The sequence below is a fragment of the Clostridium sp. AUH-JLR23 genome (genome assembly GCF_964238065.1).
Classification (GTDB): domain Bacteria; phylum Bacillota_I; class Bacilli_A; order Erysipelotrichales; family Coprobacillaceae; genus Allocoprobacillus; species Allocoprobacillus merdigallinarum.
In genome coordinates this window covers 1-26,888 of the sequence record NZ_CAXSKY010000009.1, presented here as the reverse complement: position 1 = coordinate 26,888, position 26,888 = coordinate 1, and the positions used below count along the sequence as shown (strand labels likewise).

The window sequence follows — 26,888 nt, the reverse complement described above, 5'->3', positions numbered from 1 at the left end:
GTTTCCTTTCTTTTATATAATTGCTTCTCTAATCATAACTGAAATTTGAGGTGGAACATGAACTTTAACTTTTCCACCATGAGATGAAATGGTTATAAACCCTAATCCTGAAATAACAATATCACATTTTCCGGGTTTTAAGGTAAAATCATATGTTTTCATTTTTTCAATTGAATCCATACCATTTAATTCAAATGAAAAAGTTTTATGGCGATTATACAATGCATCAGCATTGCTTGTTTTTGTACGATGAATTTTAAGTTGTCTAGAAAAATAAGTAATAAAACTTGCCTGATCACCACTGATATAATCAATTCTTCCTAATCCATCAAAATAAATAGTCTGTTTTTCCTGTAACTGAAAACCAATAGGTCTCAATTCACTTTGAGGAATAATCTTTTTTAAATCCTGAGGATCAATAAAATGAGTCATTTGATGATCATTAATAATTCCTGGTGTATCATATAAATATGAATGATTATCTAATGGAATTTCAATAAAATCAAGTGTTGTCCCAGGGAATTCTGAAACAGTAATTAAATTCTGTTCTTCAACTTGAGCATAATGTTTTAATAAGGCATTGATAAAAGTAGATTTTCCAACATTTGTTACACCTACAACATAGACATCCCTTTGTTTACGATATGACATAATAGCATCATAAATCGAATCCATATTCATATTTTTCTTACCACTTGTCACAATCACATCTACCGGTTTTATTCCTTCTTGTTTTAATTGTCTTCTCACCCAATGTTCTAACTTACGTTCTTTTACTGATTTAGGTAAAAGATCACGCTTATTAGCTAAAACCAGGACATCATTAAAACCAATATGACGTAATAACCCAGGAATCATGCTTCCCTGAAAATCAAATAAATCAATCATATACACAACTAAACAATCTTTTTCACCAATATGATCCAATAAATTTAAAAAATCATCTTTTGTGAGATTTGTTGTCTGCAATTTATGATAATTTTTTAATTGAAAACAACGCTGACATAAGATATGCTCTCTTTGAGTTGCATTTTTAGGAACATAACCAATATGCTTTTCATTATGACTTTGAATGATAGCACCACAACCATAACATTTTTTTACTTCTTCCATATATACCTTCCTTCTCGCTTATTGTATACTATTTCTTATTTAATGAAAAGAGATAAACATAAACATCGACAAATTTCATATAATATTTTGAGGTGACTTATGTTTACAACAATTATTGCATTATTACAACAATTTTTATTTGTTTCGTTTATTAAAACGCAAGCATTTAAACCCCAATTAACACCACAACAAGAAAATGAGTTATTAGAAAAATATTTTCAAGGTGATCAGAATGCTAGAAATGCGCTAATTGAACATAACTTAAGACTAGTTGCACATATCGCTAAAAAATATGAAAGTTCTAAAGATTTACAAGAAGATCTGATTAGTATTGGTACAATTGGCCTTATCAAAGCAGTAGATAGTTATAATGCTGATAAATCAACAAAACTAGGAACATATGCTGCTAAATGTATAGAAAATGAGATTTTAATGCATCTGCGTCATCATAAAAAGACAGCTCTTGATGTTTCATTAAATGAAGTATTAGGTGTTGATAAAGATGGCGGAGAAATGACTTTACTTGACATTATCCCTGCCAAAGATAAAGATATTGTTGAACAGATTCAAACCAATGATCAGATTCAAAAATTACAAGAATATTTTACATTACTGACACCTCGTGAACAAGAAATACTCATTTATCGCTATGGGCTTAATCATCATCGTATATATACCCAAAAAGAAATCGCTCAGCAAATGAATATTTCTCGTTCTTATGTTTCACGTTTAGAAAAACGTGCTTTAATTAAGCTTCTTAAAGCATATATTCATTCTTCATAAATTAGAAATCATCATTAAATAAGTCATCAAATGAAATAGGTTCAAAATGTTTATCTTGTTGTTGTGGTTCTAAAGGTTGACTCTTTTCAACCTTTTTTACATTTTGAGTTGTAGATAAATCTTGAGTTTCTGTAACATTCTGATATAAATCTGTAGATAATACCCCTTGATAATAAATATATGTAATATTTTCGTTCTTTAAAGATTGAATGATACTTGGTTTTTGTGAGATTTGAGATAATGAATAATCCTTAATAGCAACCGTTTCTTTATGTTCTTGTGTTTCGATAATGAGTGTATCTTGAACATCTAAAACATAAGCTGATAAAGCATGAATTGGATTTGTCTTTGGTGATTTAAAAATTAATGTTCCTTTGGTTGAGCGATTGCAGCTTGGTATATCAGAAATTCGCATACGCTTAATTCCTGGCTGATCACTAATAAGAACATAAGAATAAGAATGCAGTGGATCAAATGTATTCATAGCAACTAATGAATCATTTTTCAAATTGATTCCTTTGATTCCACCTGCTTTTAATCCTAAAATAGAAATTTCCTGTTCACTATAAAGCGATACATATCCTAAAGATGATGTTAAAACAATAGCTTGATGATCATCTGTTAATGAAACTTGTAATAATTGATCATCTTGTTTTAAATTCATACATTTGATTGGTTTGCTGTATCTTGTGACTTCAAAATCCTGAAGAGAGACACGTTTCATTTGTCCTAAACGTGTTGCTAATAAAACATATAATGGTCTTTGGAATGATTTGACAAGAATAGATCCAATCATTTTTTCTTCTGGTGATACTTTTATCAGATAGCTGATATGTTTTCCAAGTTCTTTCCATTTAAATTCTTCTAATTTATGCAATGGAATAAATAAATAGTTTCCTTTATCAGTAAAGACAAGCAATTTATCCAAAGTACTAGCAAAATGCAAATCTAATAAAACATCATCATCTTTCTTTCCAAACGCAATATTTTCACTTGCTTTATATGATCTTTGAGATATTCTTTTCACGTAACCATCACGAGTAATAGATACATAGATGTCTTCAGGAAGAATCATAGCTTCTTCATCAATAACAATTTCTTGAACTTCATCTTTAATCTCTGTTAAACGTGGACTTGGATATTGCTTTTTAATTTGTTTTAATTCATCTATAATGACTTTTCTTAATACTTTATCACTTGCTAGAATATTGTTTAATGTTTGAATTAAGACCTCTAAATCAGATTTTTCTTTTTCTAATGAAACAATATCCGTATTTGTTAAACGATATAACTGCAACATTACAATTGCTTCTGCCTGTTTTTCAGAAAACTGATACTGTAATTGAAGATTCTTTTTAGCATCCTGTTTATCATGTGAATGACGAATCGTATGAACAACTTCGTCCAAAATAGAAACAGCTTTAATCAAACCATCAACAATATGTTTACGATCTTCAGCTTTATGAAGATCAAACAAAGAACGTTTTGTAATGACTTCAATCTGATGTTCAATATAGCCATCCAAAATATCAACAATTCCCATGCAGACTGGTCGTTTATTTTTAATCGCAACCATATTATAATTATAATTCTTTTGTAAATCTGTATTCTTGTAAAAATAATTTAAAGTATTTTGAACATCTACATCTTTCTTTAAATCAATCACAATACTTAATCCATTACGATCAGATTCATCACGAACTTCAATAATACCATCAATATTTTTTTGAAAACGAATTTCATCTAATTTTCTAACAAGTTCAGCTTTATTCACTTCATAAGGAATCTGAGTAATCACAATTTTATTTATATTTTTTTCTTCAATTATTTGAGTCAGTGAACGGACAACAACTTTTCCTCTACCTGTTTCAAAAGCCTTTTTGATACCATTTAAACCTTCAACAATCGCTCCCGTTGGAAAATCAGGACCTTTCATAAATTTCATTAAATCATCTAATGAACAATGTGGATGTGAAATACGATAAATCGTTGCATCAATGACTTCTTCTAAATTATGTGGTGGAATATCAGTTGCGTAACCAGATGAAATTCCTGTTGCACCATTAACCAATAAATTAGGGAATTTAGCTGGTAAAACCGTTGGTTCATATTCAGTATCATCAAAGTTAAGTGCCATTTGCACTGTTTCCTTGTCAATGTCTTTTAATAACTCCAATGCAATGGGCGATAATCTCGCTTCAGTATAACGCATAGCGGCTGCAGGATCATTATCAATAGAACCATTATTTCCCTGCATATCAATTAAAGGCATACGCATTTTCCAATCCTGTGACAAACGTACCATAGCTTCATAAACAGAAGTATCTCCGTGAGGATGGTAATTACCAATAACGTTACCAACAGTTTTGGCAGATTTACGATATGGTTTTTGATGTGTATTTCCTTCTTTGTACATTGCATATAAAATTCTACGTTGTACAGGTTTCAACCCATCTCTTACATCTGGTAATGCACGATCTTGAATGATATATTTAGAATATTTTCCAAAGCGATCTCCCATAATGTCATCCAGCGACTGGGTTATGATTTTTTCTTTCATGTTAGACCTCCCTATTGATTAATGAAAAATGAATCTTCTAAAGAAAATTGAACATTATCTTCAATCCATTCACGTCTAGGTTCAACTTTATCTCCCATTAAAACTGACACCCTACGTTCAACCAATGCAGCATCTTCAATAGAAACCTGAATCAAAGTTCTTGTTTCTGGATTCATAGTTGTTTCCCATAATTGATCAGCGTTCATTTCACCTAAACCTTTATAACGCTGAACATTATATCCACGCCCTATCTGTTTTTTTGCATTTTCTAATTCTTCATCATCCCATGCATAAACAACATCTTCATGTTTTCCATTTTTCTTAGATACCTTATACAAAGGTGGTAAAGCGATATAAACTTTTCCTGCTTGAATTAAACCTCGCATATAACGATAGAAGAAAGTTAGTAATAAAACCTGGATATGCGCACCATCAGTATCAGCATCGGTCATGATAATGACTTTTGCATAATTAGAATCATCAGCGTTAAAATCAGCACCAACACCAGCACCAACAGTATTGATAATTGTACTAATTTCTTCATTTTTTAAAATATCAGCCATTGCTGCTTTTTCAGTATTAATAACCTTTCCACGTAATGGTAAAATAGCCTGATATTTTCGATCTCTTCCCTGTTTTGCACTTCCACCTGCAGAATCACCTTCGACTAAATATAATTCTTTTCTTTTTTTATCTTTTGACTGTGCCGGAGCAAGCTTTCCACTTAATATCTTTTCAACTTTATTTCCTTTACCTTTTCTTGCTTCTTCTCTCGCTTTTCTAGCTGCATTTCTTGCCTGTGAAGCTTTAATCATTTTTTTAACAAGTTCATTAGCGGTTTCTTTATTTTCTTCTAAAAAATAATTAACCTGTTCATAAACAACATTTTCAACTATATTTCTTGCTTCAGGAGTTCCTAATTTAGATTTGGTTTGTCCTTCAAATTGTAATAATGATTCAGGGATTTTAACCGATATAACAGCAGTCAGCCCTTCTCTTACATCACTACCCTCAAGGTTTTTATCTTTCGGTTTTAATAATCCATATTTTCTGGCATACTCATTGAAAACTTTCGTAAAGCCAGAACGGAAGCCTGTTTCATGTGTTCCACCATCACCAGTTCTTACTAAATTAACAAAAGAAATCAGATTTTCCTGATATCCATCTGTGATTTGAAAAGAAATCTCAACTTCAATAGGATGAGAAGCATCATCAAATGATACTGTAGAATGAAGTGTCTTTTTATCATAATTCAAATATTCAATAAAAGCTTCTAATCCATTTTCATATTGAAATGAATCATGTTTCCCAGTTCTTTCATCAATAACATTCATCTCAATTCCTTTTAATAAGAAGGCACTTTCTCTTAATCGTTCACAGATTGTTGAGTAATTGAATTCAACTGTCGAAAAAATATTCTGATTCGGTTTAAAATGAATGATTGTTCCAGTGCGAGACGTTTTACCAATGACCTTTAAAGGTGAAATGATTTTAGCTCCATCTTCAAAGCGTTGTTGATGAATTTTACCATCACGATAAACTGTAACTTCTAACCATTCACTCAAAGCATTCACAACAGACGATCCAACACCATGTAAACCACCAGATGTTTTATAACCACCATCTTCACTAAACTTACCACCAGCATGTAATATCGTTAAAATAACTTCTGTTGTAGGCTTACCAGAAGCATGCATACCTGTTGGCATTCCACGCCCTTCGTCCTCAACACGAATACTATTATCTTTTCCAATTGTGACAGTGATTTTTTTACCAAATCCAGCAAGTGCTTCATCAATAGAATTATCAACAATTTCCCATACAAGATGGTGTAAACCTCTTGAATCTGTTGAACCTATATACATACCTGGACGCTTTCTGACAGCTTCTAATCCCTCAAGAATTTGAATGTTAGATTCATCATAGTGATTTGCTTTCATATCTGATTTCCTCCTTTTCCAACTTTATAATTATATCAAAAACTATTTGATATTGCTAGAGAATTCATATCATAGCAAATTTCTAGAATTTTCGCAAATCTTTTAAAAAAATTGATTTTTCTCCTTTTTTATGTATAATAAAGCTCGGGGAAGTGAAAAAATGGATATATTAATATATTTACTATTAATTTTAATGGGATATTTATACGGTTCAATACCATTTGCCTTAGTTATAGGAAAACTATTTTATCATACTGATGTAAGAAATAGTGGCTCTGGTAATTTAGGTGGAACCAATGCTGGAAGAGTTCTAGGAAAAAAAGCAGGACTATCAGTTATTATATTAGATGCTTCTAAGTGCTGTATTTCTATTCTTATTGCTGGAACAGTTGCCAAATATATGGAACTTGATATGAATATTATTTACCCATGTGCTTTAGCATGTGTGATAGGACACTGTTATCCTATCTTTGCTGGATTTAGAGGTGGAAAAGCTGTATCAGTCGCTATTGGGTATGCATTAATGACAAATATTTATGCATTTTGTATTGCATTGGTTATTTTCTTGCTTACATTAAAGATTTCAAAATATGTTTCTTTAGCATCAATTCTTGGAGCAATATCAATTGCAGTTATATCTCCTTTTTTAGGTTACAGCACAATTGGTATTATCACGAATATATGTATAGTTGCTTTACTTGTCTATAAACATAGAAGTAATATTCAAAGATTAAGAAATGGTACTGAAAATAAAATTACATGGATGTAAAAACCTGAATGTTTTTTTAACACTCAGGTTTTTATTTTGCAAAACTTGCATGCATAACATGCGGTAAAAAATGATGATCGTTATAAGATAAAACTTGATAAATGCCATCATGTTCTTCAATACACGTTAAAGAGCATCCTTCAACAATCTGTTGATTGATTTTTACGAAATCTTTTTTGTCTAATTGTAAAATAACAGCCATAAAAATCACAAAACACATTCCATGAGTAACAATAAAGATTTGACTATCTGAGTCCATTTGTTTTAAATCATTCAAAAAGCTTTTGACTCTTGTCATGACTTCATCATAACTTTCACCTTGTGGAATTCTCTCAAACAACTCTGGTTGATTCCATAACTGGTGATATAATTCGTGCTGATTTTTTAATAAATCAGCAATTTTTTGTCCTTCAAAAACTCCAAAATTCATTTCCATCAAACGATCATCAGTTATTACTTTTTCTTGACCAAATAATAAACAAGCTGTCTGATAGGCACGTGGTATGGGACTAGAGTAAACACAATCAAATTGCAAAGCATTATCTGTGAGATATTTTTTTAAGGCAAGAGCATTGTCAATACCTTCTTGAGTCAATGGGGAATCTAAACGTCCCTGCAACCTTTTTTGTTCATTCCAAAGAGTTTTAGAATGACGTGTTATATATATCTTCATATACGAAAAAATAAGGGATATCCCTTATTTATATTGATCATTAATGCTTTTCATAATTCGTTTGATTTGTGTTTCATTAGGTTTACGTCCCATTTCCATAAACATAGCACGAATCATTTTTTCATTAATTGGTGGATTCTTCTTTAAATTTCTTTTGAAGAAATAACGAGCAGCAAAGAATCCTATAACAAGACCTATTAAAAGTCCTAAAATTCCATATAACATTTTTCAATCCTCCATTCAATTACCAAATTATTATAACATAGTCCTATGCTTTTTGCAAAATTATTTCGTAATCATATAAAAATTTTTAGAAAAAGACGATATCATATCATATATATGATGATTGCTACCCTCTTCTTCTATTTGTAAATCATATTCATTCATGATAATTGTCATCTTTTCTTGAGTTATAGGATTAAAAAGCTGATGAATTCCATGATAATAGGAATAATGTTCACGTGATTGAATTTTATGTAAAAGTTTTTCTTTTTCGTTAACCATATTAGAAAAAATCAATTCTATCTGTTTAGTCTTATACATATTATCTTGTTCCTGATAAACTTGTTTCAAAAAATCAGGATACATATTTACAAATTCCACAAAACGTTCCTTAACGCAGACAATTTTATATTTCATATTCATCACCATGTTTATTATAATCCTTTACCAATAAAAAATATGTCAAAAAAAGAACCTATTACAGGTTCTTAAAGTGATAAGTATGTTTCAACAATGTTTTCAACAGTAAAACCATATTTTTGGATAACGATATTGGCTGGAGCACTTGCGCCAAATTGATTAACAGAAATAACTTTTCCGTCTAATCCTACATATTTATGCCAACCAAAATCACAAGCCATTTCAACAGCAAGACGTTTTCTGATATGTTTTGGTAAAACCTTTTCTTTATATAAATCATCCTGCTGATCAAATAATTCCATTGAAGGCATTGATACAACTCGAACATCTTTTCCTTGTTCTAATAACGCCTTTTGTGCCTGCATAGCTAATTCTACTTCGCTACCAGTTGCAATGATAATACCATCTAAATTGTCTTTTTCTTGAGAAACAACATATGCCCCATGACAAACATCTTCATAAGTTGCATGAGTGAAATTTGTTACATTTTGTCTTGTTAAGATAAGCGCAGTTGGACAATCATTTGTTTCAACCGCTTTTTTCCAAGCACCACACATTTCATAAGCATCAGCTGCTCTTATCACTTGAATATTTGGCATCGAACGTAACATTGCCAATTGTTCAACTGGTTGATGTGTTGGACCATCTTCCCCTACAGCAATTGAATCATGTGATAGTGGTAAAATAATAGGTAATTTCATTAAGCATGCCATTCTTAATGCAGCTTTGAAATAATCACTAAACACCATAAATCCACCAGCAGCAACCTTGATACCTTTGTGTAAAGTCATCCCATTCATTATTGCAACCATTGCAAATTCACGGATTCCAAAGAATAAATTACGTCCTCCATAATTCTCACAACTAAAACGTTCTGCATTTTTGATAATTGTTTTTGTAGAAGATGCTAAATCTGCAGTTCCTGATAGGAATGTTGGGTTTTGTGCTGCAATAGCATTGATTAATTTTTCACTTGTTACACGTGTTGCTTCACTTATATCATCTTGATATTCTTCTATAAAAGCAGTTTCATCAAAAGAATATTCATCATTTATATTTTGAAATAATTCCTGGTATAAATCAGGATATTCTGTTTTATATGTATCCATCATTTTGTTCCATTTATTATAAGCACGTTTACCACGATTAAATACATTTTTCTTAAAATCATCATAAACTTCTTCAGGAACAAAGAAATTATCATATTCAAATCCATATTGTCTTTTTGCATATTGTCCATCTTCTTCTCCAAGAGGAGCACCATGAACTTTACTTGTTCCCTGATTTCGAGAACCAAATCCAATAATAGTATTCACGATAATCAAAGTCGGTTTATAAACTTCTTTTTTAGCTTTTTTAATGGCTTTTGCAATAGATTCATAATCATTCCCATCTTGAACACAAATGACTTGCCAATTCATAGACTCATAACGTTTCTTTACATCTTCACTGAATGAATAATTTAAAGGACCGTCAAGAGTCACATTATTCGCATCATAAAGCACGATAAGCTTTCCTAATGAAAGATGCCCAGCCAATGATGAAGCCTCATAAGTGACACCTTCTTGCATATCTCCATCACCACATAATACATATGTATAGTGGTCAATCACTGGATAATCTTTTTTATTGTATCTTGTTGCTAAAAAAGCTTCAGCCATAGCCATTCCAACAGCCATTGGGATACCTTGACCTAAAGGTCCACTAGAAGCATCAACACCATCTGTCAGTTCTACTTCAGGATGTCCTGGTGTGCAGCTTCCCCATTGTCTGAATTGTTTCAAATCATCCATTGAAACTTGGAAACCAGATAAATGTAATAGGCTATATAACAGTGAAGACGCATGTCCACTTGCTAAAACAAAACGATCACGATTAATCCACTGAGAATGTGCTGGAAAAACTTTATACTCTTTTGTAAATAAGGAATATAAAGCTGGAGCAGATCCTAATACCATTCCAGGATGTCCTGAGTTGGCTTTATTAATCATATCTATCCCAAGTGATCTAATCGTTGCAATTGATAGTTCAGATTGATTCATTATCTCATTATTCCTCCTTCTAACACACTAACATTATACACAAAAACACATGAATATCAAACAAGATTTGACATAATCTAAGATTTCCTTAGTTTTTTCGTTTAGAAGGTGTTATATCATTCCCTTTAGGATCGACAACTTTGACATGCTGAAGCTGTTGTTTAAACCCTTTACGAAATAAACGAAGATATTCTTTACGTAATTCCTGTTGTCTTTTCTTTTCTTCCTCATTTAAACCTTCAGTTTTACTTTTTCTTGCAAGAGCATTAATCTCATTAATCATCTCATCACTTATTTTCTCCATGTTTTTCCTCCTCAAAAAGAAAAACCTAAGAGTTTTTTAGATTAATCCCTGGTATATGCAGGTGGGTATCTTGTGTCCAATTTTAGGATCCCTATTCAAGATAGGTTTTCAACACCATCAGACAACAGTCAGATTCCCTTATCTATCGTGTAGGAAATACATATATCTCTTAGGTCACTCACATTATAACATAAAAATAAATTGTGTAAATAGTGAAATCTTTCATTCTATAAAATGTCTTTATTTTTGTGATTGATTTTGCGGTAGAACAGTAAATGAACTGATATATTGTATATCAAATAAATCTTTTAATTGATTTAAATCATCTAATGTTAAACCATTTAAACAATCTATTAATTCAAAAATCATAACACCTTCAAAATAATATCGACTAAACATATTTGCAATAGCTTCAGGACTATTGAAAACAGATATCAAAATCCCCATTGTTTTTTTCTTTAGACGTTCAAAATCATCCTTAGAAATGGAATAATCATGAATATGTCTAACAAAATCATAAATCTTGTTTTTCAATTTATCAGGATATAGAGTATCTCCTCCTATTTGTAAGAAACAATAATCTCTTTCTTGTGTAAATTGAGCACTAAAACTATCATTAATCAACTCATCTGTTAGCCACTTCTCATATAATGAAGAACTCTTTGCAAAGAAAATATCTAATAATAAGTTCATACCTAATTCTCTTTTTAAACGTTCTTGTGGGGATTGTAAAATATCATTTATTTTTAATGATACAATAATTTTAGGCATAGTTACATCCATATATAAAATTGCATCATTTTGAGCTACCTCTAATGGTTCATTAACAACTTCTCTTTGAATAGGATTTTCTTTTTCAAAATGCTTATTTTCCTGGTTTCCTCTAATAAGTTGCATAGTTTGTTGAGGATCAATATTTCCTACCACAAATAGCATCATGTTACTAGGATGATAGAAAGTATGATAACATTTTTCTAATGTATCTTTATCAATAGAAGCAACTGTTTCAACAGTTCCTGCAATATCAATTTTCACAGGATGATGCTGATATAAGTTTTGAATACTTCCAAAATAGCATCGCCAGTCTGGATCATCATCATACATTCTGATTTCCTGATTGATGATTCCTTTTTCTTTTTCAACATTTTCATCTGTTAAATAAATATCTTGTACAAAATCAAGTAATAACTCAATACATTCTTTTTCATGACTTGTTGTACTAAATAAATATGCAGTTCTTGAAGAAGAAGTAAAAGCATTTGTATTCGCACCTAATCTTGCAAAGGCATCACTTGCATCACCATTTTCCATTTCAAACATTTTATGTTCTAAGAAATGAGCAATTCCATCAGGAACTTTTATCATTTCAGATTCATGTAGAGGAACAAAAGTCGTATCTATAGAACCAAAACGTGTAGAAAATAGACCATATGTTTTGGAAAAACCAACTTTAGGTAAAAGATAAACTTTTAATCCATTTTTCATTTCTTCATAATATAACGTTTCCTTTAATGTTGGATCTTTAATTATTTTCATGGAACTCCTTTCCTGTAAGGAAGTAAATTGTATCCAGTTTTACTTTTTTAGCAACGTCAACAATTTCTTCTAAAGTTACATTCATTAATTTTTCAATATATTCTTCACTCGTTTCACGAACATGAGTGATGTCACGGTTATAAGCCAAGGCAATCATACTACTTGCTTCATCATTTGTCTTTTTTAAAGCATTTGTAAGCATCATTTTCGCGATTTTCATTTCTTCTTCACGAACATTTCCATTCTGTAAATCACTAAGCTGTTGATGAATCAAATCAAGAGTCTTTTGATAATCTTTCTGTTCAATTCCAGCATTGACAATCATCATGCCATTAAAAGCATCATAACTAGAAGAAATATAATAACATAAACTATGTTTCTCTCTTACAACCTGAAATAAACGCGATTGTGAAAATCCACCAAATATGGCATTAAAAACAGTAAATGCATAATGCTGTGGCGATGTAAAATCACATTGAATCTGGTATCCTAAATTCAACTTAGATTGCGTAATATCCTGTTTTTCAATGACTTCTAAAAGTTCATGACGAGGACTTTGAAAAATATATGCTGAAGGATAATCATAGTATTGTTCTGGAAATTGCAAAAGACGTTGAAAAATATCTACAATATTTTCTGGAATATCACCAACAACATAAATATGTTTTTCATCTTCAACAATACATTTTTTCATATACTGATAAAGCTGTTGAGGTGTAATCTTTTGAATTTCATTTTCATAACCAGTACTTGGAATACCCAACACTTGATCTCTACCCATATATTCAAACAATTTATCTAAAGAATATGAAAACTTATCATCTTTATTAGCTTGTAGTTTTTCTTTTAATTCTTTCTTTTTGAGTTGCACGATTGTTTCATCAAAACCATTGTCAACTATCAATGGACGATAAAATAAATCACTTAATAATTGTAATTGCTTTTCTAATAAGTTTTCTTTGGTAGGCAAATAAGCATCATTCACAAAGCTCGTTGTCACATTGATAACGTGTGACTTTCCTTTTGTTGTAATATGTGTAGACAAGCTTGCTCCATAGTTTTCATCCAGATAACGCGCCAAAGATTTAGTAGATGGATAATCTTGTGTTGCTGCCATCATGACAAATGTTAATAATGTTCTCATTGTTGTTGTTTCTTTCAATAACGGACTTTGTAATCTTAATGAAATTGTCATTGTTTTAAATTTTTGAGTTGGAATAAGATGTAAAGTATATCCCGACATTTGATAGACGTTTTCCATAAATAACCTCCAATTCGTATACACATATATTATACTCAATTTTCAACAAATTAAAATAAAAAAGACCAAGAGATTCTCTTGATCTTAACGTTTACCTTTATCAAACGGTTCTCCTTCCGCACGTGGTGCAGCAGAATTTTTAGATGTAAAAGCTAATACAATAAGTGTTGCCACATATGGTGTGATTTTATAAAAGTAATTTGGAATAGCTAACGAAGCTAGGAATGGTAAACCGGCAGAAGCAATAGTTTTCATAAATCCAAAGAAGAAAGCTGCTCCAGCAATATGCCAAGGTTTCCATTGTCCAAAAATCAATACAGCTAATGCTAAGAACCCATAACCAGCAACGTCTGCATTAAAGTTTGTACTTGTAGGAACAATAAATATTAATCCTCCAATACCAGCTAAGAATCCTGAAATAAGCGTTCCAGCATAACGAATTTTATAAACATTAATACCAGCACTGTCAGCTGCTTGTGGCAATTCACCACAAGAACGTAATCTAAGTCCAAAACGTGTTTTATATAAAATCAGCCATGACAAAATCAAAATAAGAATTCCTAAAAAGTTTGTAATATATGTATTTTGGAAAAGGAACTCTCCAATAAATGGAATATCTCCAAGAACTGGAACTTTTGTAATTCTAAATGTATTAGAAAATTCAACCTGTTGTGTTTGTTGAACTAATCTAGCAACAAATATACAAAATGCAGGTGCAAACATATTCAATGCAGTACCACTAATTGTTTGATCGGCTTTCATATTAATAGAGGCAATTGCATGGAATAAAGCAAATAATGTTCCAGATAAACCAGCAATAAGTAAAGCAATCAACAAACAAATTTGTGGATCCATTGCCTCTTGAAAAAAGTGAATGAAAAAGATTCCTGCAAATGCTCCAATAATCATCATACCCTCTAACGCAATATTAATAATACCACTACGTTCAGAGAATAAACCACCCAATGCAACAATTAAAAGTGGAATAAAGAAGAACATTGTCTGTTGAAATAAGAATAAAATATCACTCATATTATTGTCCCTCCTTTACTTTAGGTTTCTTCTTAAAATGGAAACCATTTGCTATAATACCCTTAACCATAAGTGCAAATGCTGAGAAATAAATAATAATTGCTATAATAATATCAACAATTTGTGGAATAAATCCATAAATTTGCATTAATGAACCACCAATTGTTAAATGAGCAATAAATAATCCAGCTGCTAAAATACCAAAAGGACTAGAAAGACCTAATAAAGCAACAGCTATACCATTAAATCCTTCAGGTGCTAAAGTATCTACAACTGCCAAACATTTTCCAGTTCCACCTAAATAAACCAAAGCACCACCAATACCAGCTAATGCTCCTGCGATCATCATAGAGCAAACAATTTTTTGTTTAGCATTAATACCAGCATACTTACTCGCATCACGATTAAAACCACAAGCCTTTAATTCATAACCAAGTACAGATTTGTTGAGAATGATATGAATAACAACAACGAGAATAATCGCAATAACAATACCTCCATTCACATTTGGAATAAGATGTTCAATTCCAAATTGTGGAATAACAGCACTTGAGGCTACTGGTAATGTTTCATTTTTATTAATATTAAATACTGTTAATGGAACGATATAATTAACTGTATACATTCCAATATAATTCATAATAATTGAAGCAATAACTTCATTAACATTTAAATAGGCTTTCATAATTCCTGGAACACATCCCCATAACGCTCCAGCTAATGCTGCAAAAAGAATAGCAATCAGCCAGTGAATAGCACCAGGAAGAAAAGTCCATTCGACACCAATATAAATAGCTACAAATGCCCCAACAACAAACTGTCCAGGAGTTCCAATGTTAAAAAGTCCTGTTTTAAAAGCAAATCCCACTGATAAACCAGTTAAAATAATAGGCGTTGCATTATTCAAAACTTGTCCAATTCCTCTTGTTCCATTACTAAAGCCACCTTGAATGAGAGTTAAAAACCCATTCAATGCGTTTGATGGATTCGCAATAATAATAACAATTAATCCTATAATTAACCCCGCAATAATCGCAGTGACAGAAGATGCAAAATTAAGTGATGCTTCAGATTTAAACAGCTTTTTCATTTGTATCACCTCTCTTACTTCCTGCCATATAAAGTCCTAATTCTTGTACAGTGATTTCTTTAGGATTAAGTTCCCCAACAATTTCACCTTCATAGATAACTAAAATTCTATCAGACAAATTCATAACTTCATCAAGCTCTAAAGAAATCAATAAAACAGCTTTTCCTTCATCTCTTTCACGAATGATTTGTTTATGAATATATTCAATAGCTCCTACATCCAATCCTCTTGTTGGTTGTACAGCAATTAAACAATCAGGATCTTTATCAATTTCTCTAGCAATAATTGCTTTTTGCTGATTACCACCAGACATGCTTCTAGCAATTGTTTTTGAACCTTGACCACTTCTTATATCGTATTGCTCAATCAATTTTTCAGAATATTTTTCAATTTCTTCAAATTTCAAAAAGCCATGCTGTGAAAATTGAGGTTCAAAATATCTTTGTAAAACCAAATTATAAGAAAGTGGATAATCCAAAACAAGTCCATGTTTATGACGATCTTCAGGGATATGTGAAATACCACTCACATTTCTTTGACGTATGGAAGCGTGTGTAATATCTTTTCCATTTAACGATATTGTCCCATCTAAAACAGGCATCAATCCTGTAATAGCTTGTACAAGTTCTGTTTGACCGTTACCGTCTATACCTGCGATACAAACAATCTCTCCTTTTCTTACAGAAAAGCTAACATTATTTACAGGATTTTTATGTCCTTTTTTACCTACTGAAAGATTTTTTACAACCAAAATATCATCTGTTGGATGTGACTCAGTTTTTTCAGTTGTTAAATTGATTTTTCGACCAACCATCATTTCAGACATTTCTTCTTTAGTTGTTGCGGCAACATCAATTGTTCCAATATATTTACCTTTTCTAAGTACAGTACAACGATCTGCCACTTCTTTAATTTCATTTAACTTATGTGTAATGAATAAGATAGATTTACCTTCTTTTGCTAAATCTCTCATGATTTGCATAAGTTCTTCAATTTCTTGTGGTGTTAAAACAGCGGTTGGTTCATCAAAAATCAAAACCTCATTATCACGATATAACATCTTAATAATTTCAACACGTTGTTGCATTCCCACAGTAATATCACTAATCAAGGCATCACAATCAACTTTTAAATTATAACGTTGAGAAATTTCTTCTACTTTTTTTCGAGCATTTTTCATATAAAGGAAACCATGTTTTGTATCTTCGGCACCTAAAACGATATTCTCTAAAACAGTAAAATTATGAACTAATTTAAAATGTTGGTGAACCATTCCAATTCCCAAGCTGTTTGCATCATTAGGATTATTAATTTGAACAACATGACCATTCTTTAAAATCTCTCCCTTTTCAGGTTGATATAGCCCAAACAAGACACTCATCAAAGTTGATTTTCCTGCACCATTTTCCCCCAGCAGTGCATGAATCTCACCTTTTCTTAATTCAATAGTCACGTCATCGTTTGCAATGATTCCCGGAAAAACTTTCGTAATATGTCGCATCTCGATAACGTTTTCCATTTTCTTCCTCCTTTTTTAATTTATCTTCATTATTTATTATAACTTAATTTTCAAGAAAATCACAACAATAAAATTCATTTAACAAAATAAGGCTTGAAAATTATGAATTTCAAGCCTTAACCATTTCAATTAATTTTCTATTGTTAATTCTACATTTGAACAATTTAAATCTTTTGGAGATTCAGCATCTTTGTTATTTTTAATTGTTACAGAACCATCAACAATTTTATCATAAATTGCATTATAATCAGCTTCAGTAAATTTTTCAAATTTAGAAGTTTCTAATGGTAAACCAACATCTCCATCTTTAGCACCTAAAACAATATTTTGTCCACCTCTAAATTGGATATTTGTATCATCAGTTTTATCGAAATCTCCACTATAAATAGATTCAAGCGCTTTTTGAACAGCATCACCTAATTTTTTATATGCAGAAGTGACAACTGTATCAGATTCAGAAGATTGATCAACGTCAACACCAATAACTTTTCCTACAGGATTACTTGCTTCAGCAGCAGCCATAACAGAGTTTCCTACAGAACCACCACATCCAAACACAATAGTGACTCCATCTTTATACCATGAAGAAGCTTTTGTTTGAATTTCAGGAGTTGCACTAAATCCACCTGTATAATGATATTTCATTTTGACTGTAATACCTAATTCTTTAGCAGCATCATTAGCACCTTGAACATAACCATATCCAAAGTTCATAACAGCAGGTACTGCTTGTCCACCCATGAATCCTAAGCTTGTATTACCATCTTTAACAGCAGCATATCCAGCTAAATAACCAGCTTGTTCTTCTTGGAAAGTAATACCGATTGTGTTCTTTTCAGTTTTATAGTCTTCATAACTTGCATCATGTGGGTTTCCATCAATTAAAATAAATTTAACATCAGGGTATTCAGTTTGTTTGATATAGATTGATTCTTCAAATAAATATCCAGGACACACAACAACTTTTGCTCCTGATTTTACAGCCTGATCAATAGAATTGTTGTATTCATCTGTTGTTGCATCAACAGGTTTGATGTATGTACATTCAATTCCATTTTTGTCTGCATATGCTTTAACACCTTCATATGTACCTTGGTTGAATGACTTATCATCAATAGTACCTTTGTCAGTTAACATAACAATTTCAGGCTTTGAACTAGATGCAGAATCACCTCCATCACCACCACATCCTACTAACACCATAGATAATGCCAATAAAGACGCAAACATTTTTTTCATATCTTGTTTTCCTCCTTTAACATTCTAACCATATTTTAACATTATTTTCACAAAATAAAAAGAGAAAACGACAAATATCTTTATATTCGTCATTCTCCCTTTTTTAGAATATTTTATTTTTATTGATATATTCAATGTTTTTTATAAATCTTCTTCATGATATTGTCGAATATAAACTTCACGAGGTTTACTACCAAGCTGTGGTCCAATAACCCCTTCTTCTTCCAAACGGTCAATAATACGAGCTGCTTTATTATAACCTATTCTAAATTTACGTTGTAATAAAGATGTACTGGCCTTTTGAGCCTGAATAACAAATTCTCTACATTTTTCGTATTCTTCGTCTTCTTCATCAAAGTCATCACTTCCCTGTGTTGAGGAAATAGACTTGACATTGACATATTTGTCTTCATAAACCGCTTCTTGTTGAGAAGAGACATAATGAACAATGGCTGACACTTCTTCATCACTTACAAAACATCCTTGAACACGCATTGGCGAAGATGATCCCATTGGTGAAAAAAGCATATCCCCTTTTCCTAATAGTTTTTCTGCTCCAGATGTATCCAAAATTGTACGTGAATCAATGCTTGATGACACTGCAAAAGCTATACGTGATGGTATATTGGCCTTAATGACACCTGTAATAATATCTGTAGAAGGTCTTTGAGTCGCAACTATCAAATGAATACCAGCTGCTCTAGCCATTTGTGATATACGCATAATACAATCTTCAACATCTTTACTGGCAACCATCATTAAATCAGCAACTTCATCTAAGATAATAACATGATAAGGTAAAATTTCTTTTGGTTCATCAGTATGATCTTCATTATATGTTTTCGCAAATTCATTATATCCTTGGATATTTCTTGCATTTACACTTGCAAACAAATCATAACGTCTTTCCATTTCAGCAACGACTTCTCGTAAAACTGCAGCTGCTTTTTTAGGATCAGTAACAACAGGTGCCAACAAATGAGGAATTCCATTATAAATAGATAATTCAACTTTTTTAGGATCGACTAAAATCAATTTCACCTCATCTGGTTTAGCTCGCATCAAAATAGATGAAATAATTGTATTGACACAAACAGATTTCCCTGAACCTGTTGCCCCTGCAATTAATAAATGAGGCATTTTATCCAATTGTGCAAAAACAGGTTTCCCAGACACATCTTTTCCTAATGCTACAACAAGTGGATTATGCTGATATTTTGAATTTGATAATAAACTTTTTAAAACATCTTTAAAACCAACCATTGCTGCGCTTTGATTAGGAACTTCAATTCCAACATAAGGTTTCCCTGGTATAGGAGCTTCAATTCTAATATCTGCCGTTGCTAATGCAAGCTTGATATCATCCTGTAACTGTAAGATTTTATTAACACGTGTACCAATTTCCAATTTCAATTCATACTTTGTAATTGTCGGTCCTATAAAAGCATTTTCTATTGTTGCATTGACCCCAAATTGTTTAAGAACATTGGTTAATCTTGCAGCATTCTTGTTTGCTGCACTCTTTTCTTTAGAAACATTATGCGTTGATCTTGTTGACAACAATGATAGTGGCGGTAACTGATAGTGTGATAAATCTGTTTTCTTAGGTGGCTCTATGTAAGATTCTTGAGGACTATCCTTTTCTTCTTTGATTTTTAAAGGTTTTTTTTCTTTAATATCCAATTTCATATTATCTTGATCAAATTCAAAAGCACTTGTCATTTCTGGATCAATCTTTTCTTCAACATCATCAAAAGCAGAATCAGGAAAAAGAGGAATTTCTTTATCTTTTGACAAGAAATCAAAGAAATGAGATTTCTTTTTTAAAACAATTGTTTGTACTGGTGTTTCTTCTTGTTTAGATACTTTTGGTTTTTTCTTCTTTGTTTTTTGATGTTGAAAATAAAGTTTACTAAAAATCAACGCCAAACCAATAATCAAAATAATAATTGATAAAATCAATGCACCTAAACTTTCAAACAGCGAACTAAAAACACCATATAAACAAATGCCAATAAATCCACCTTTATTCATCTGTTGACTCTGAAGATATGTAGAAATAACCCCCATTCCACTTGCCTGTGGCTGACTAGGAATAGAAGCAATAGTCAACATACTGATAAAAATCGCATAAATACCAATTGCTTCTGGTCCATTCAAACGTGGAATTTGAGCCTTACATAATATATATATACAGACGACAAGAAGTGCTAAATAAACAACACCGTATAAATTTCCGGTTAAAAAAGCAACACAATTATGAATTCCCTGTCCAATAAATCCCAATCGTAAAGCTGATACAATAATAGCAAAGATCACAAATAAAATAATAATTCTCAAACGTAACTTTTCTTCCAAAATCTGATTCTTAGATTTTTTTGAACGCTTTGTTTTCGCCATTATGCTCACCTTCTTTCATTTTTCCATTATAGCAAAATCTCACATTAATGAAAAGAAAAAGCAAGATTTCTCTTGCCTATATCTCGACAACAACACCAATAAAAACAGGTTTCTTGCCAGTTTCCTTTATAATATATTTCATTGACTGTTCTTTCATCATACTTCTTATTTCAGCAATTTCCATATCAGGATTATCTTTTAACTGACCAACAACTTTTTCACAAATTTCAATAACATGCTTAATAACATATTCAGAATCTTTTAAATAAACAAATCCTCGACTTTGACAATCCGTTTGAGCAACAATTTCTTTTGTTTCTCGTGATATTGTTAGTCCAACAATGACCACTCCATCATTTGCTAATTGAATACGATCATCAATGACCTTTTCACCAACATCACCAATACCGATACCATCAATCATGACATCATCAATCTCATACACATCACGACTTTGTAATAATTCTCCCTTTTCAAATGTTACACGTTCCCCATTATCCATAATAATGATATGCTTATCAGGGATTCCCATATCTTTGGCAATTTGTTGATTAAAGATAAAATGCTGATATTCACCTTTCATTGGAATATAGTATTTTGGTTTAAATATTTGAATAATAACTTTAAGATCTTCTTTTGATGCATGCATAGAAAATAAATCTTTATTTTTTAACAGATGAACATGTGCATCTGTTTTATATAATCCATTATGTGCTTTATTAGCAATCTTTTCAGTACCTGGCAAGACGGGTGAAGCAACAATAAATGTATCACCTTTTCTTAATTTCAATAAGTCATCTCCACCATCAATAATATCACAAATATCATGATAGATACGACGTGGACTACCACTTAACAAGATAACATAGTTACTGTCATATTGTGGCTGACCAATTTTTTCTTTATCACCTAATAATGAATCAGGTACATTTAAAACAGGCTTTTTAGATCTTTGGGCAATTCTCAATAAACTATTTGTATTATCATATTTATCACGTCCATAAAAAACGATTTGACGTTTGTATTTTTTTGTAAGTTCAATAATTTCCTGAGTTCTAAAGACATTTTGCGCATAACTAGAAATAATGATTCTTTCATAGCTATCTTCAAATATATGATCAATCTTATTTGTCAGTTTATGATTTGGAGAAGTATATCCATCGTGTTTAGCACCTGACGATTCAACTAATAATGCCAAAACACCTTTCTTACCAATTTCCATCATTTTTTGAATATCACATTGAAATTCCTTTGGAGCACCAAAATCAATAATAAATTCACCACTATAAACAAGATAACCATAACTTGTCCAAAGTGCTACTCCAACACTTCCAGGAATAGAATGTGTCACTGGGAAAAATTCAACAGGAACACCTTCGATATCAATAGAAGCATTGCGATGAACAGCATGTAAATCCAAATCAATTTTTACATGATTATGACGTTGAAAACGTTCTATCATTTGTTTGATTAAAAGTGCTGTTAATTGTGGTGCATAAACAGGAGCATGAATGCTTTGAAGTAAATAAGGCAGTGCTGCCATAGCGTCATCATGACCATGTGTTATGATAATTGCCGCAACCTGATCAGCTCTTTCTTCTAAATATGTAAAACTAGGAATGATGATATCAACACCTAGTTTATCTGAATCAGGGAATCGAAATCCTGAATCTATTATAAAAATTTTATCATTAATTTCAAAACAATACATACTTTTACCCATTTCAGCTTGTCCACCCATAGGTATAAACTTTATGACATCATTTTTCATTTTTTCACCCTTTCTTTTCATGATTACTCTTTAATATCATTATACATTTGTTTTCTCTTTGTGTATAGATGTTTTCAAAAGTATGAATATCATATCATATTATATTCATGGCTTCAAATTATTTTTTCTGATAATTTTCTATAAGCGACTCTAACTCTTGTTGCAATTGTGGTGTAATACTTGTCAAAGGACTTCTTAATATATTTTGAATATAACCCATTTCACTTAAAATATACTTTACTGGAGCGGGATTTGGTTCTTTGAAAAGAAATTGGCTTAAAATCTTCAAATGTGCATCATCATATTGTTTTCTTTTTTGCATAATTCTTTCAATTAACGGGTAATCAATATGACTTGCCACTGAAATAAGACCATCAATATGATATTGTAAACCTTCTAATAAAAGATGATCATCACCTAAATAAACTTTAAAATGCGGTAATGCTTTTTTTATTATTTTGATGTCATCTAATGGTCCACATTGTTTCATTCCAATAATATTTTGATGCTTTGTTGCTAATCGAATGACAGTGGAAGGCGTAATACCAACTCCACAACGACTTGGAATATTATAAATCATTATTTTCTTATCTGTTGAAGCTCCAATCATATCAAAGTGCCTATAAATTCCTTCCTGATTCGGTTTTATATAATAGGGAACGATAACTAAAAAAGCATATATAGCCTGATTATCTTTATACATTTGAATATGTCTAATAACTTCGGCTGTACAATTTGAACAGATTCCTATAATAACACGAATATGTGGATATTTATCTAATATTCTTTCTACTAATACTCTCCTTTCTTCAAGCTTTAGTGTAGATGTTTCACCTGTTGTCCCACACAAAACAAAAGATTTGTTACCTTCATGTATCAATTTATCTAACAAACGAAATAATCCTGGATAATCAATAGACTGATCTTGATTGAATGGTGTTATTAAAGCTGTAAAGATTTCTTTCATTTAAATCTTCCTATACCCTAATAAAAAAGGTTGATTTTGCTGATGTTTCAATGCGAAATGTAATGTATCTAATACTTTATCTTTAGCCGCAATCATGCTTTGTGGCTTTCTTTGATAATCGTCTTGAAACATAGGAACAAAATAAAAATTTTTCTTATTAAAAAGTGAAAAAAGATGAACACCACTGTTAGATAGAATATCATTTGAATAAACCCCTAATACAATTGGAATTTGATTACGTAAACATGATTTAACCAACATTGTTACACAATTATCATTAATACCTAAATCTATTTTATTTAAAGTCGTAGCATCACAAGGATAGACAAGTACAGCATTCAATTGTGGTTTTGGTCCATAGACTTCAGCCTCTTGAATCGTTGTATGAATATCTTTATGAGTGATTTCTTTAATCTTTTCTTCTAGCTCTTCATGTGTATAAAAACGAGTATCCAGTTGATGCACATGTGGCGTTATAAAAACTTCTACATCATAATGTTGACAAACTTGTTTTAAAACTTCCAGCATATCATTCATACTACAAAATGAACCTGTTACAGCAAAACCAATTTTATACATTTTTCATCTTCTCCTTCATAAAATCTGTCATCATCCTACCAGCATACCCATATGCATATTTACTAGGAATAGATGGCAAGATAATACTATTGAAACCTTTTGATAATGCATAGTGATGATCTACACCATATGGATAGGAAGCAATGTCAAGAATCATCATAGATGTTGGAGCCTGATCAAGCTTAGATGATGTCACTACCTGCGATGGAATTGTATTAATCAAAACATCACAATCACTTAAATCCATATGATCCAAATGATACGGTTTAGCTCCTGTTTTTTCAATGTCTTCAAAAAGCTGACGATTTCTTATTCCTACATGAACATAGGCTTGTAAAGCTATGAAATCACGAACAATGACCTGCCCACAATGCCCATACCCCAGCACATGAATTTGACTGTGATATATAGGAAAACGACGATGTGAAATCAAATAGGAAATGACACCTTCAGCCGTCAAAACACTATTTTTATCAACAAAATCTTCCTCATCTAAAAAAGCATAATATTGAAAACCATATTGTTTAGATAATGTATCTAGATAATCATTATGAATCATTGTTATGATTATTGTCTGTGGATGCAGCTGTTTCCATGTTTTTTCATCAACAATAATTGTATCACGATGTAATAAAAGTCGATTTTTTCGATCAATTCCTTTTAAACCCAAATAAATCATTTGACAATAACGCAAATCTTTCCATTCATCAGTTACATAATATCCATTTTTCATCAATTCTTCCATGACTTCCTGTCCACGTAAATCATCATGATTAACAAAAATCAGCATTCCTAGTCACCTCATTTTAAAATATGAATTATTTTCCAATTGGTGACATTTTCCCATCAATAAAATATGAATAAATTGATGCAAGTGCGGTAAAATAGAATCAATATGATCTTTTCATGTATCTTTATTCTTTTCTATGTTTAGAATTTTCCTTTTTATTTTTTTAAAAAAGTATATAATTTTAAAGAGGTGTCTATATGTCTTATATTTTAATCTTTCTTTCAACATTATTTATTGCTACACGTAAAGATGTGATGTATGAGAATATTACAGGCGTGTCTACATTACCAGAATATCATCTTCTCGTTGTTGTTTATACAATTGTCTGTGCATTTTATTTTGCATATCAGACTTATCATCATTTTCAATATTTAAATTATTATCCAAAATATATTCCCTATCTTATTGTTTTTACAACTTTCATAATGTGTATTGGTGCCATATGTCCGTATTCAAATGATCAATCATGGCTATCACAACTCCATGTCTATGCTTCGATGATTTCATCACTATTTTTTATTGTGATATTACAAATCTATACACATTATCTTTCTATTCAATATCCATCCATTTACATTCAAACTCACTGGATTTTTCATTGTGGTTTACAAGTGCTGATTATTTTATTTATAGTCAGTGGTCATGTAAGTGGAATCCTAGAAATTCTTTATGTCTTTTTTATTTGTCTATACCTTTTCTTAATTGATCAATATAGAATCAAAGGTGAATCACTGCAATGATTCACCTTTAAAAATAATAATGTTATTATCCATAACCAACGCTATGTAATTCCCATATGCCTTTATTATTTTTAATACAAACATATTGATATCCGGATGCATGATAGTTTCCTATAAATCTAGATGGTATGTTAAAGAATCCTGTATGGAATTCTAGATAAACAACTATAGCGTCCTGATATCCATAATCATTAATAAGTCTATTTTCCGTCTCTTGACTTTCTTTACCATCATAATGAACTCGAGTCACTGTAATCCCGTCTTGACTTATAAAATCAACAGCTTCATTCATAATCAATTGAATCTCGTCATTTTTATGCCTTGTATTATTAAATATATCTCTTTTAATTTCTATAGGCTGATGAATGAATATTGTGATAAGAGAGATTATAACGACTACCGATAATATTATACCTTTTGTTTTCTCCTTCATCTTTTTCCTCCTTATTTACATTCAATATTACAAAAGCAATGTGAAAATATAATGAAAAAAACAAAAATTTTATGAATAATATTATACTGTTTTTTATAAACAAACATTTTATTATTTTATTCATATTCAGTGATACATAATTAGCATTATTCATTTCATCAAAAAAAGTAAGCCTATAAGCTTACTAAACTCAAAATCTTAGGGACAAAAATAATAAGCCCTATAACAACTGAAGCAATTGCACTTATTAAAACAGCACCTGCTGCAGTATCCTTTGCTATTTTAGCAAGAGGATGATATTCTTGCGTACATAAATCGACAACCGCTTCAATAGCAGTATTGACTAGCTCTAAAGAAATAACGAGTCCAAACAACAAAATACAAACCAGCCATTCTGTAATAGATAATTGAAAAAGGAAACCACATATAATAACCAAAAACATAAATACTAAATGTATTTTAATATTTCTTTCTTTTTGAATACATTGAATAATACCAGATATAGCATATCCTAAACTTTTATAAAATGGATCTTTGTGCATAGTCTTTTCTCCTTTAAAAAATTATATCATAGAAAAAAAGCAGACTCCACTTTTTTAACAAAAAATCTAACCCTAGATAAATGTTAGTAAATTGAAAAACTAAATTCCATCCCTAAATCAATTTATATGGAATTTAATTTTACAAATCCAATGATAGAATTTA

Annotated in this window: 24 protein-coding genes and 1 other RNA gene; 3 read left to right on the top strand and 22 right to left on the bottom strand. The window is 31.0% G+C overall.

Features of this window, described 5'->3' with window-relative positions; all coding sequences use genetic code 11:
• Positions 1-12: 12 nt before the first annotated feature.
• A complete protein-coding gene (yqeH, locus tag ACESR5_RS05870) occupies positions 13-1,113 on the bottom strand; it encodes a ribosome biogenesis GTPase YqeH (RefSeq protein ID WP_087245236.1) in 1,101 nt (366 codons plus the stop codon).
• A gap of 99 nt (positions 1,114-1,212) precedes the next feature.
• On the opposite strand from yqeH, the gene sigK reads away from it, so the two are divergent.
• Positions 1,213-1,896, top strand: a complete 684-nt coding sequence (gene sigK / locus ACESR5_RS05865) for an RNA polymerase sporulation sigma factor SigK (RefSeq protein WP_087245239.1) — start codon at positions 1,213-1,215, stop codon at positions 1,894-1,896.
• Between the two features lies 1 nt (position 1,897).
• On the opposite strand, the gene parC is transcribed toward sigK, so the two are convergent.
• Positions 1,898-4,456 (bottom strand): DNA topoisomerase IV subunit A, encoded by a 2,559-nt coding sequence (gene parC / locus ACESR5_RS05860; protein ID WP_373154680.1) that lies wholly within the window; start codon positions 4,454-4,456, stop codon positions 1,898-1,900.
• A gap of 11 nt (positions 4,457-4,467) precedes the next feature.
• A complete protein-coding gene (gene parE / locus ACESR5_RS05855; RefSeq protein WP_087245244.1) occupies positions 4,468-6,396 on the bottom strand; it encodes a DNA topoisomerase IV subunit B in 1,929 nt (642 codons plus the stop codon).
• A 160-nt stretch (positions 6,397-6,556) separates the two neighbouring features.
• Here parE and plsY point away from each other — a divergent pair, with 160 nt between their 5' ends.
• Complete coding sequence (plsY, locus tag ACESR5_RS05850) at positions 6,557-7,165, top strand: glycerol-3-phosphate 1-O-acyltransferase PlsY (protein ID WP_087245246.1); 609 nt, start codon at positions 6,557-6,559, stop codon at positions 7,163-7,165.
• 31 nt (positions 7,166-7,196) lie between these two features.
• Here the strand turns inward: plsY and ACESR5_RS05845 are convergent, their stop codons facing one another.
• From ACESR5_RS05845 to ACESR5_RS05765, 17 genes are all read right to left on the bottom strand, one after another.
• Positions 7,197-7,838, bottom strand: coding sequence for a histidine phosphatase family protein (locus ACESR5_RS05845; protein WP_087297810.1), 642 nt, complete (start codon positions 7,836-7,838; stop codon positions 7,197-7,199).
• Positions 7,839-7,862: 24 nt separating this feature from the next.
• The gene (locus ACESR5_RS05840; protein ID WP_087245250.1) at positions 7,863-8,063 is read right to left on the bottom strand and encodes a YneF family protein; all 201 of its coding nucleotides are present in this window, start codon (positions 8,061-8,063) and stop codon (positions 7,863-7,865) included.
• A 60-nt stretch (positions 8,064-8,123) separates the two neighbouring features.
• Positions 8,124-8,477 carry a hypothetical protein gene (locus tag ACESR5_RS05835; RefSeq protein WP_087297811.1) on the bottom strand — a complete coding sequence of 118 codons (354 nt, stop codon included), beginning with the start codon at positions 8,475-8,477 and terminating at the stop codon, positions 8,124-8,126.
• A 71-nt stretch (positions 8,478-8,548) separates the two neighbouring features.
• Entirely contained in the window at positions 8,549-10,522 is a 1,974-nt protein-coding gene (gene tkt / locus ACESR5_RS05830; RefSeq protein ID WP_373154677.1) for a transketolase, read from the bottom strand.
• Between the two features lie 88 nt (positions 10,523-10,610).
• A complete protein-coding gene (locus ACESR5_RS05825; protein WP_087245256.1) occupies positions 10,611-10,826 on the bottom strand; it encodes a DUF896 domain-containing protein in 216 nt (71 codons plus the stop codon).
• 18 nt (positions 10,827-10,844) lie between these two features.
• Positions 10,845-11,005, bottom strand: a non-coding RNA gene (gene ssrS / locus ACESR5_RS05820) — 6S RNA.
• Between the two features lie 61 nt (positions 11,006-11,066).
• Positions 11,067-12,362: an EF-P 5-aminopentanol modification-associated protein YfmH gene (yfmH, locus tag ACESR5_RS05815; protein ID WP_373154675.1), complete on the bottom strand. Its 1,296-nt coding sequence runs from the start codon at positions 12,360-12,362 to the stop codon at positions 11,067-11,069.
• On the bottom strand, positions 12,349-13,623 hold the full coding sequence (yfmF, locus tag ACESR5_RS05810; protein WP_373154673.1) for an EF-P 5-aminopentanol modification-associated protein YfmF: 1,275 nt from the start codon (positions 13,621-13,623) through the stop codon (positions 12,349-12,351). The genes yfmH and yfmF overlap by 14 nt, the downstream gene beginning before the upstream one ends.
• A gap of 84 nt (positions 13,624-13,707) precedes the next feature.
• Positions 13,708-14,655 (bottom strand): ABC transporter permease, encoded by a 948-nt coding sequence (locus ACESR5_RS05805; RefSeq protein WP_087297815.1) that lies wholly within the window; start codon positions 14,653-14,655, stop codon positions 13,708-13,710.
• A 1-nt stretch (position 14,656) separates the two neighbouring features.
• Positions 14,657-15,745 carry an ABC transporter permease gene (locus ACESR5_RS05800; protein WP_373154671.1) on the bottom strand — a complete coding sequence of 363 codons (1,089 nt, stop codon included), beginning with the start codon at positions 15,743-15,745 and terminating at the stop codon, positions 14,657-14,659.
• A complete protein-coding gene (locus ACESR5_RS05795) occupies positions 15,729-17,264 on the bottom strand; it encodes an ABC transporter ATP-binding protein (RefSeq protein ID WP_087297817.1) in 1,536 nt (511 codons plus the stop codon). The genes ACESR5_RS05800 and ACESR5_RS05795 overlap by 17 nt, the downstream gene beginning before the upstream one ends.
• Before the next feature lie 129 nt (positions 17,265-17,393).
• Complete coding sequence (locus ACESR5_RS05790) at positions 17,394-18,503, bottom strand: BMP family protein (RefSeq protein ID WP_129739000.1); 1,110 nt, start codon at positions 18,501-18,503, stop codon at positions 17,394-17,396.
• Between the two features lie 141 nt (positions 18,504-18,644).
• Positions 18,645-20,903 (bottom strand): DNA translocase FtsK, encoded by a 2,259-nt coding sequence (locus ACESR5_RS05785; RefSeq protein ID WP_373154669.1) that lies wholly within the window; start codon positions 20,901-20,903, stop codon positions 18,645-18,647.
• Between the two features lie 76 nt (positions 20,904-20,979).
• Positions 20,980-22,674, bottom strand: coding sequence for a ribonuclease J (locus ACESR5_RS05780; RefSeq protein WP_373154667.1), 1,695 nt, complete (start codon positions 22,672-22,674; stop codon positions 20,980-20,982).
• 118 nt (positions 22,675-22,792) lie between these two features.
• Positions 22,793-23,641, bottom strand: a complete 849-nt coding sequence (dapA, locus tag ACESR5_RS05775; RefSeq protein WP_087936366.1) for a 4-hydroxy-tetrahydrodipicolinate synthase — start codon at positions 23,639-23,641, stop codon at positions 22,793-22,795.
• Positions 23,642-24,220, bottom strand: coding sequence for a dipicolinate synthase subunit B (locus ACESR5_RS05770; RefSeq protein ID WP_373154665.1), 579 nt, complete (start codon positions 24,218-24,220; stop codon positions 23,642-23,644). It abuts the gene before it with no gap.
• Positions 24,213-25,010 carry a hypothetical protein gene (locus ACESR5_RS05765; protein ID WP_373154664.1) on the bottom strand — a complete coding sequence of 266 codons (798 nt, stop codon included), beginning with the start codon at positions 25,008-25,010 and terminating at the stop codon, positions 24,213-24,215. The genes ACESR5_RS05770 and ACESR5_RS05765 overlap by 8 nt, the downstream gene beginning before the upstream one ends.
• A 197-nt stretch (positions 25,011-25,207) precedes the next feature.
• Here ACESR5_RS05765 and ACESR5_RS05760 point away from each other — a divergent pair, with 197 nt between their 5' ends.
• Positions 25,208-25,750, top strand: a complete 543-nt coding sequence (locus ACESR5_RS05760; RefSeq protein WP_373154662.1) for a hypothetical protein — start codon at positions 25,208-25,210, stop codon at positions 25,748-25,750.
• A 25-nt stretch (positions 25,751-25,775) separates the two neighbouring features.
• On the opposite strand, the gene ACESR5_RS05755 is transcribed toward ACESR5_RS05760, so the two are convergent.
• Both ACESR5_RS05755 and ACESR5_RS05750 read right to left on the bottom strand, forming a co-directional pair.
• Positions 25,776-26,183, bottom strand: coding sequence for a hypothetical protein (locus ACESR5_RS05755; RefSeq protein WP_373154660.1), 408 nt, complete (start codon positions 26,181-26,183; stop codon positions 25,776-25,778).
• Positions 26,184-26,356: 173 nt separating this feature from the next.
• Entirely contained in the window at positions 26,357-26,725 is a 369-nt protein-coding gene (locus tag ACESR5_RS05750; RefSeq protein ID WP_087936364.1) for a diacylglycerol kinase family protein, read from the bottom strand.
• Between the last annotated feature and the right edge of the window lie 163 nt (positions 26,726-26,888).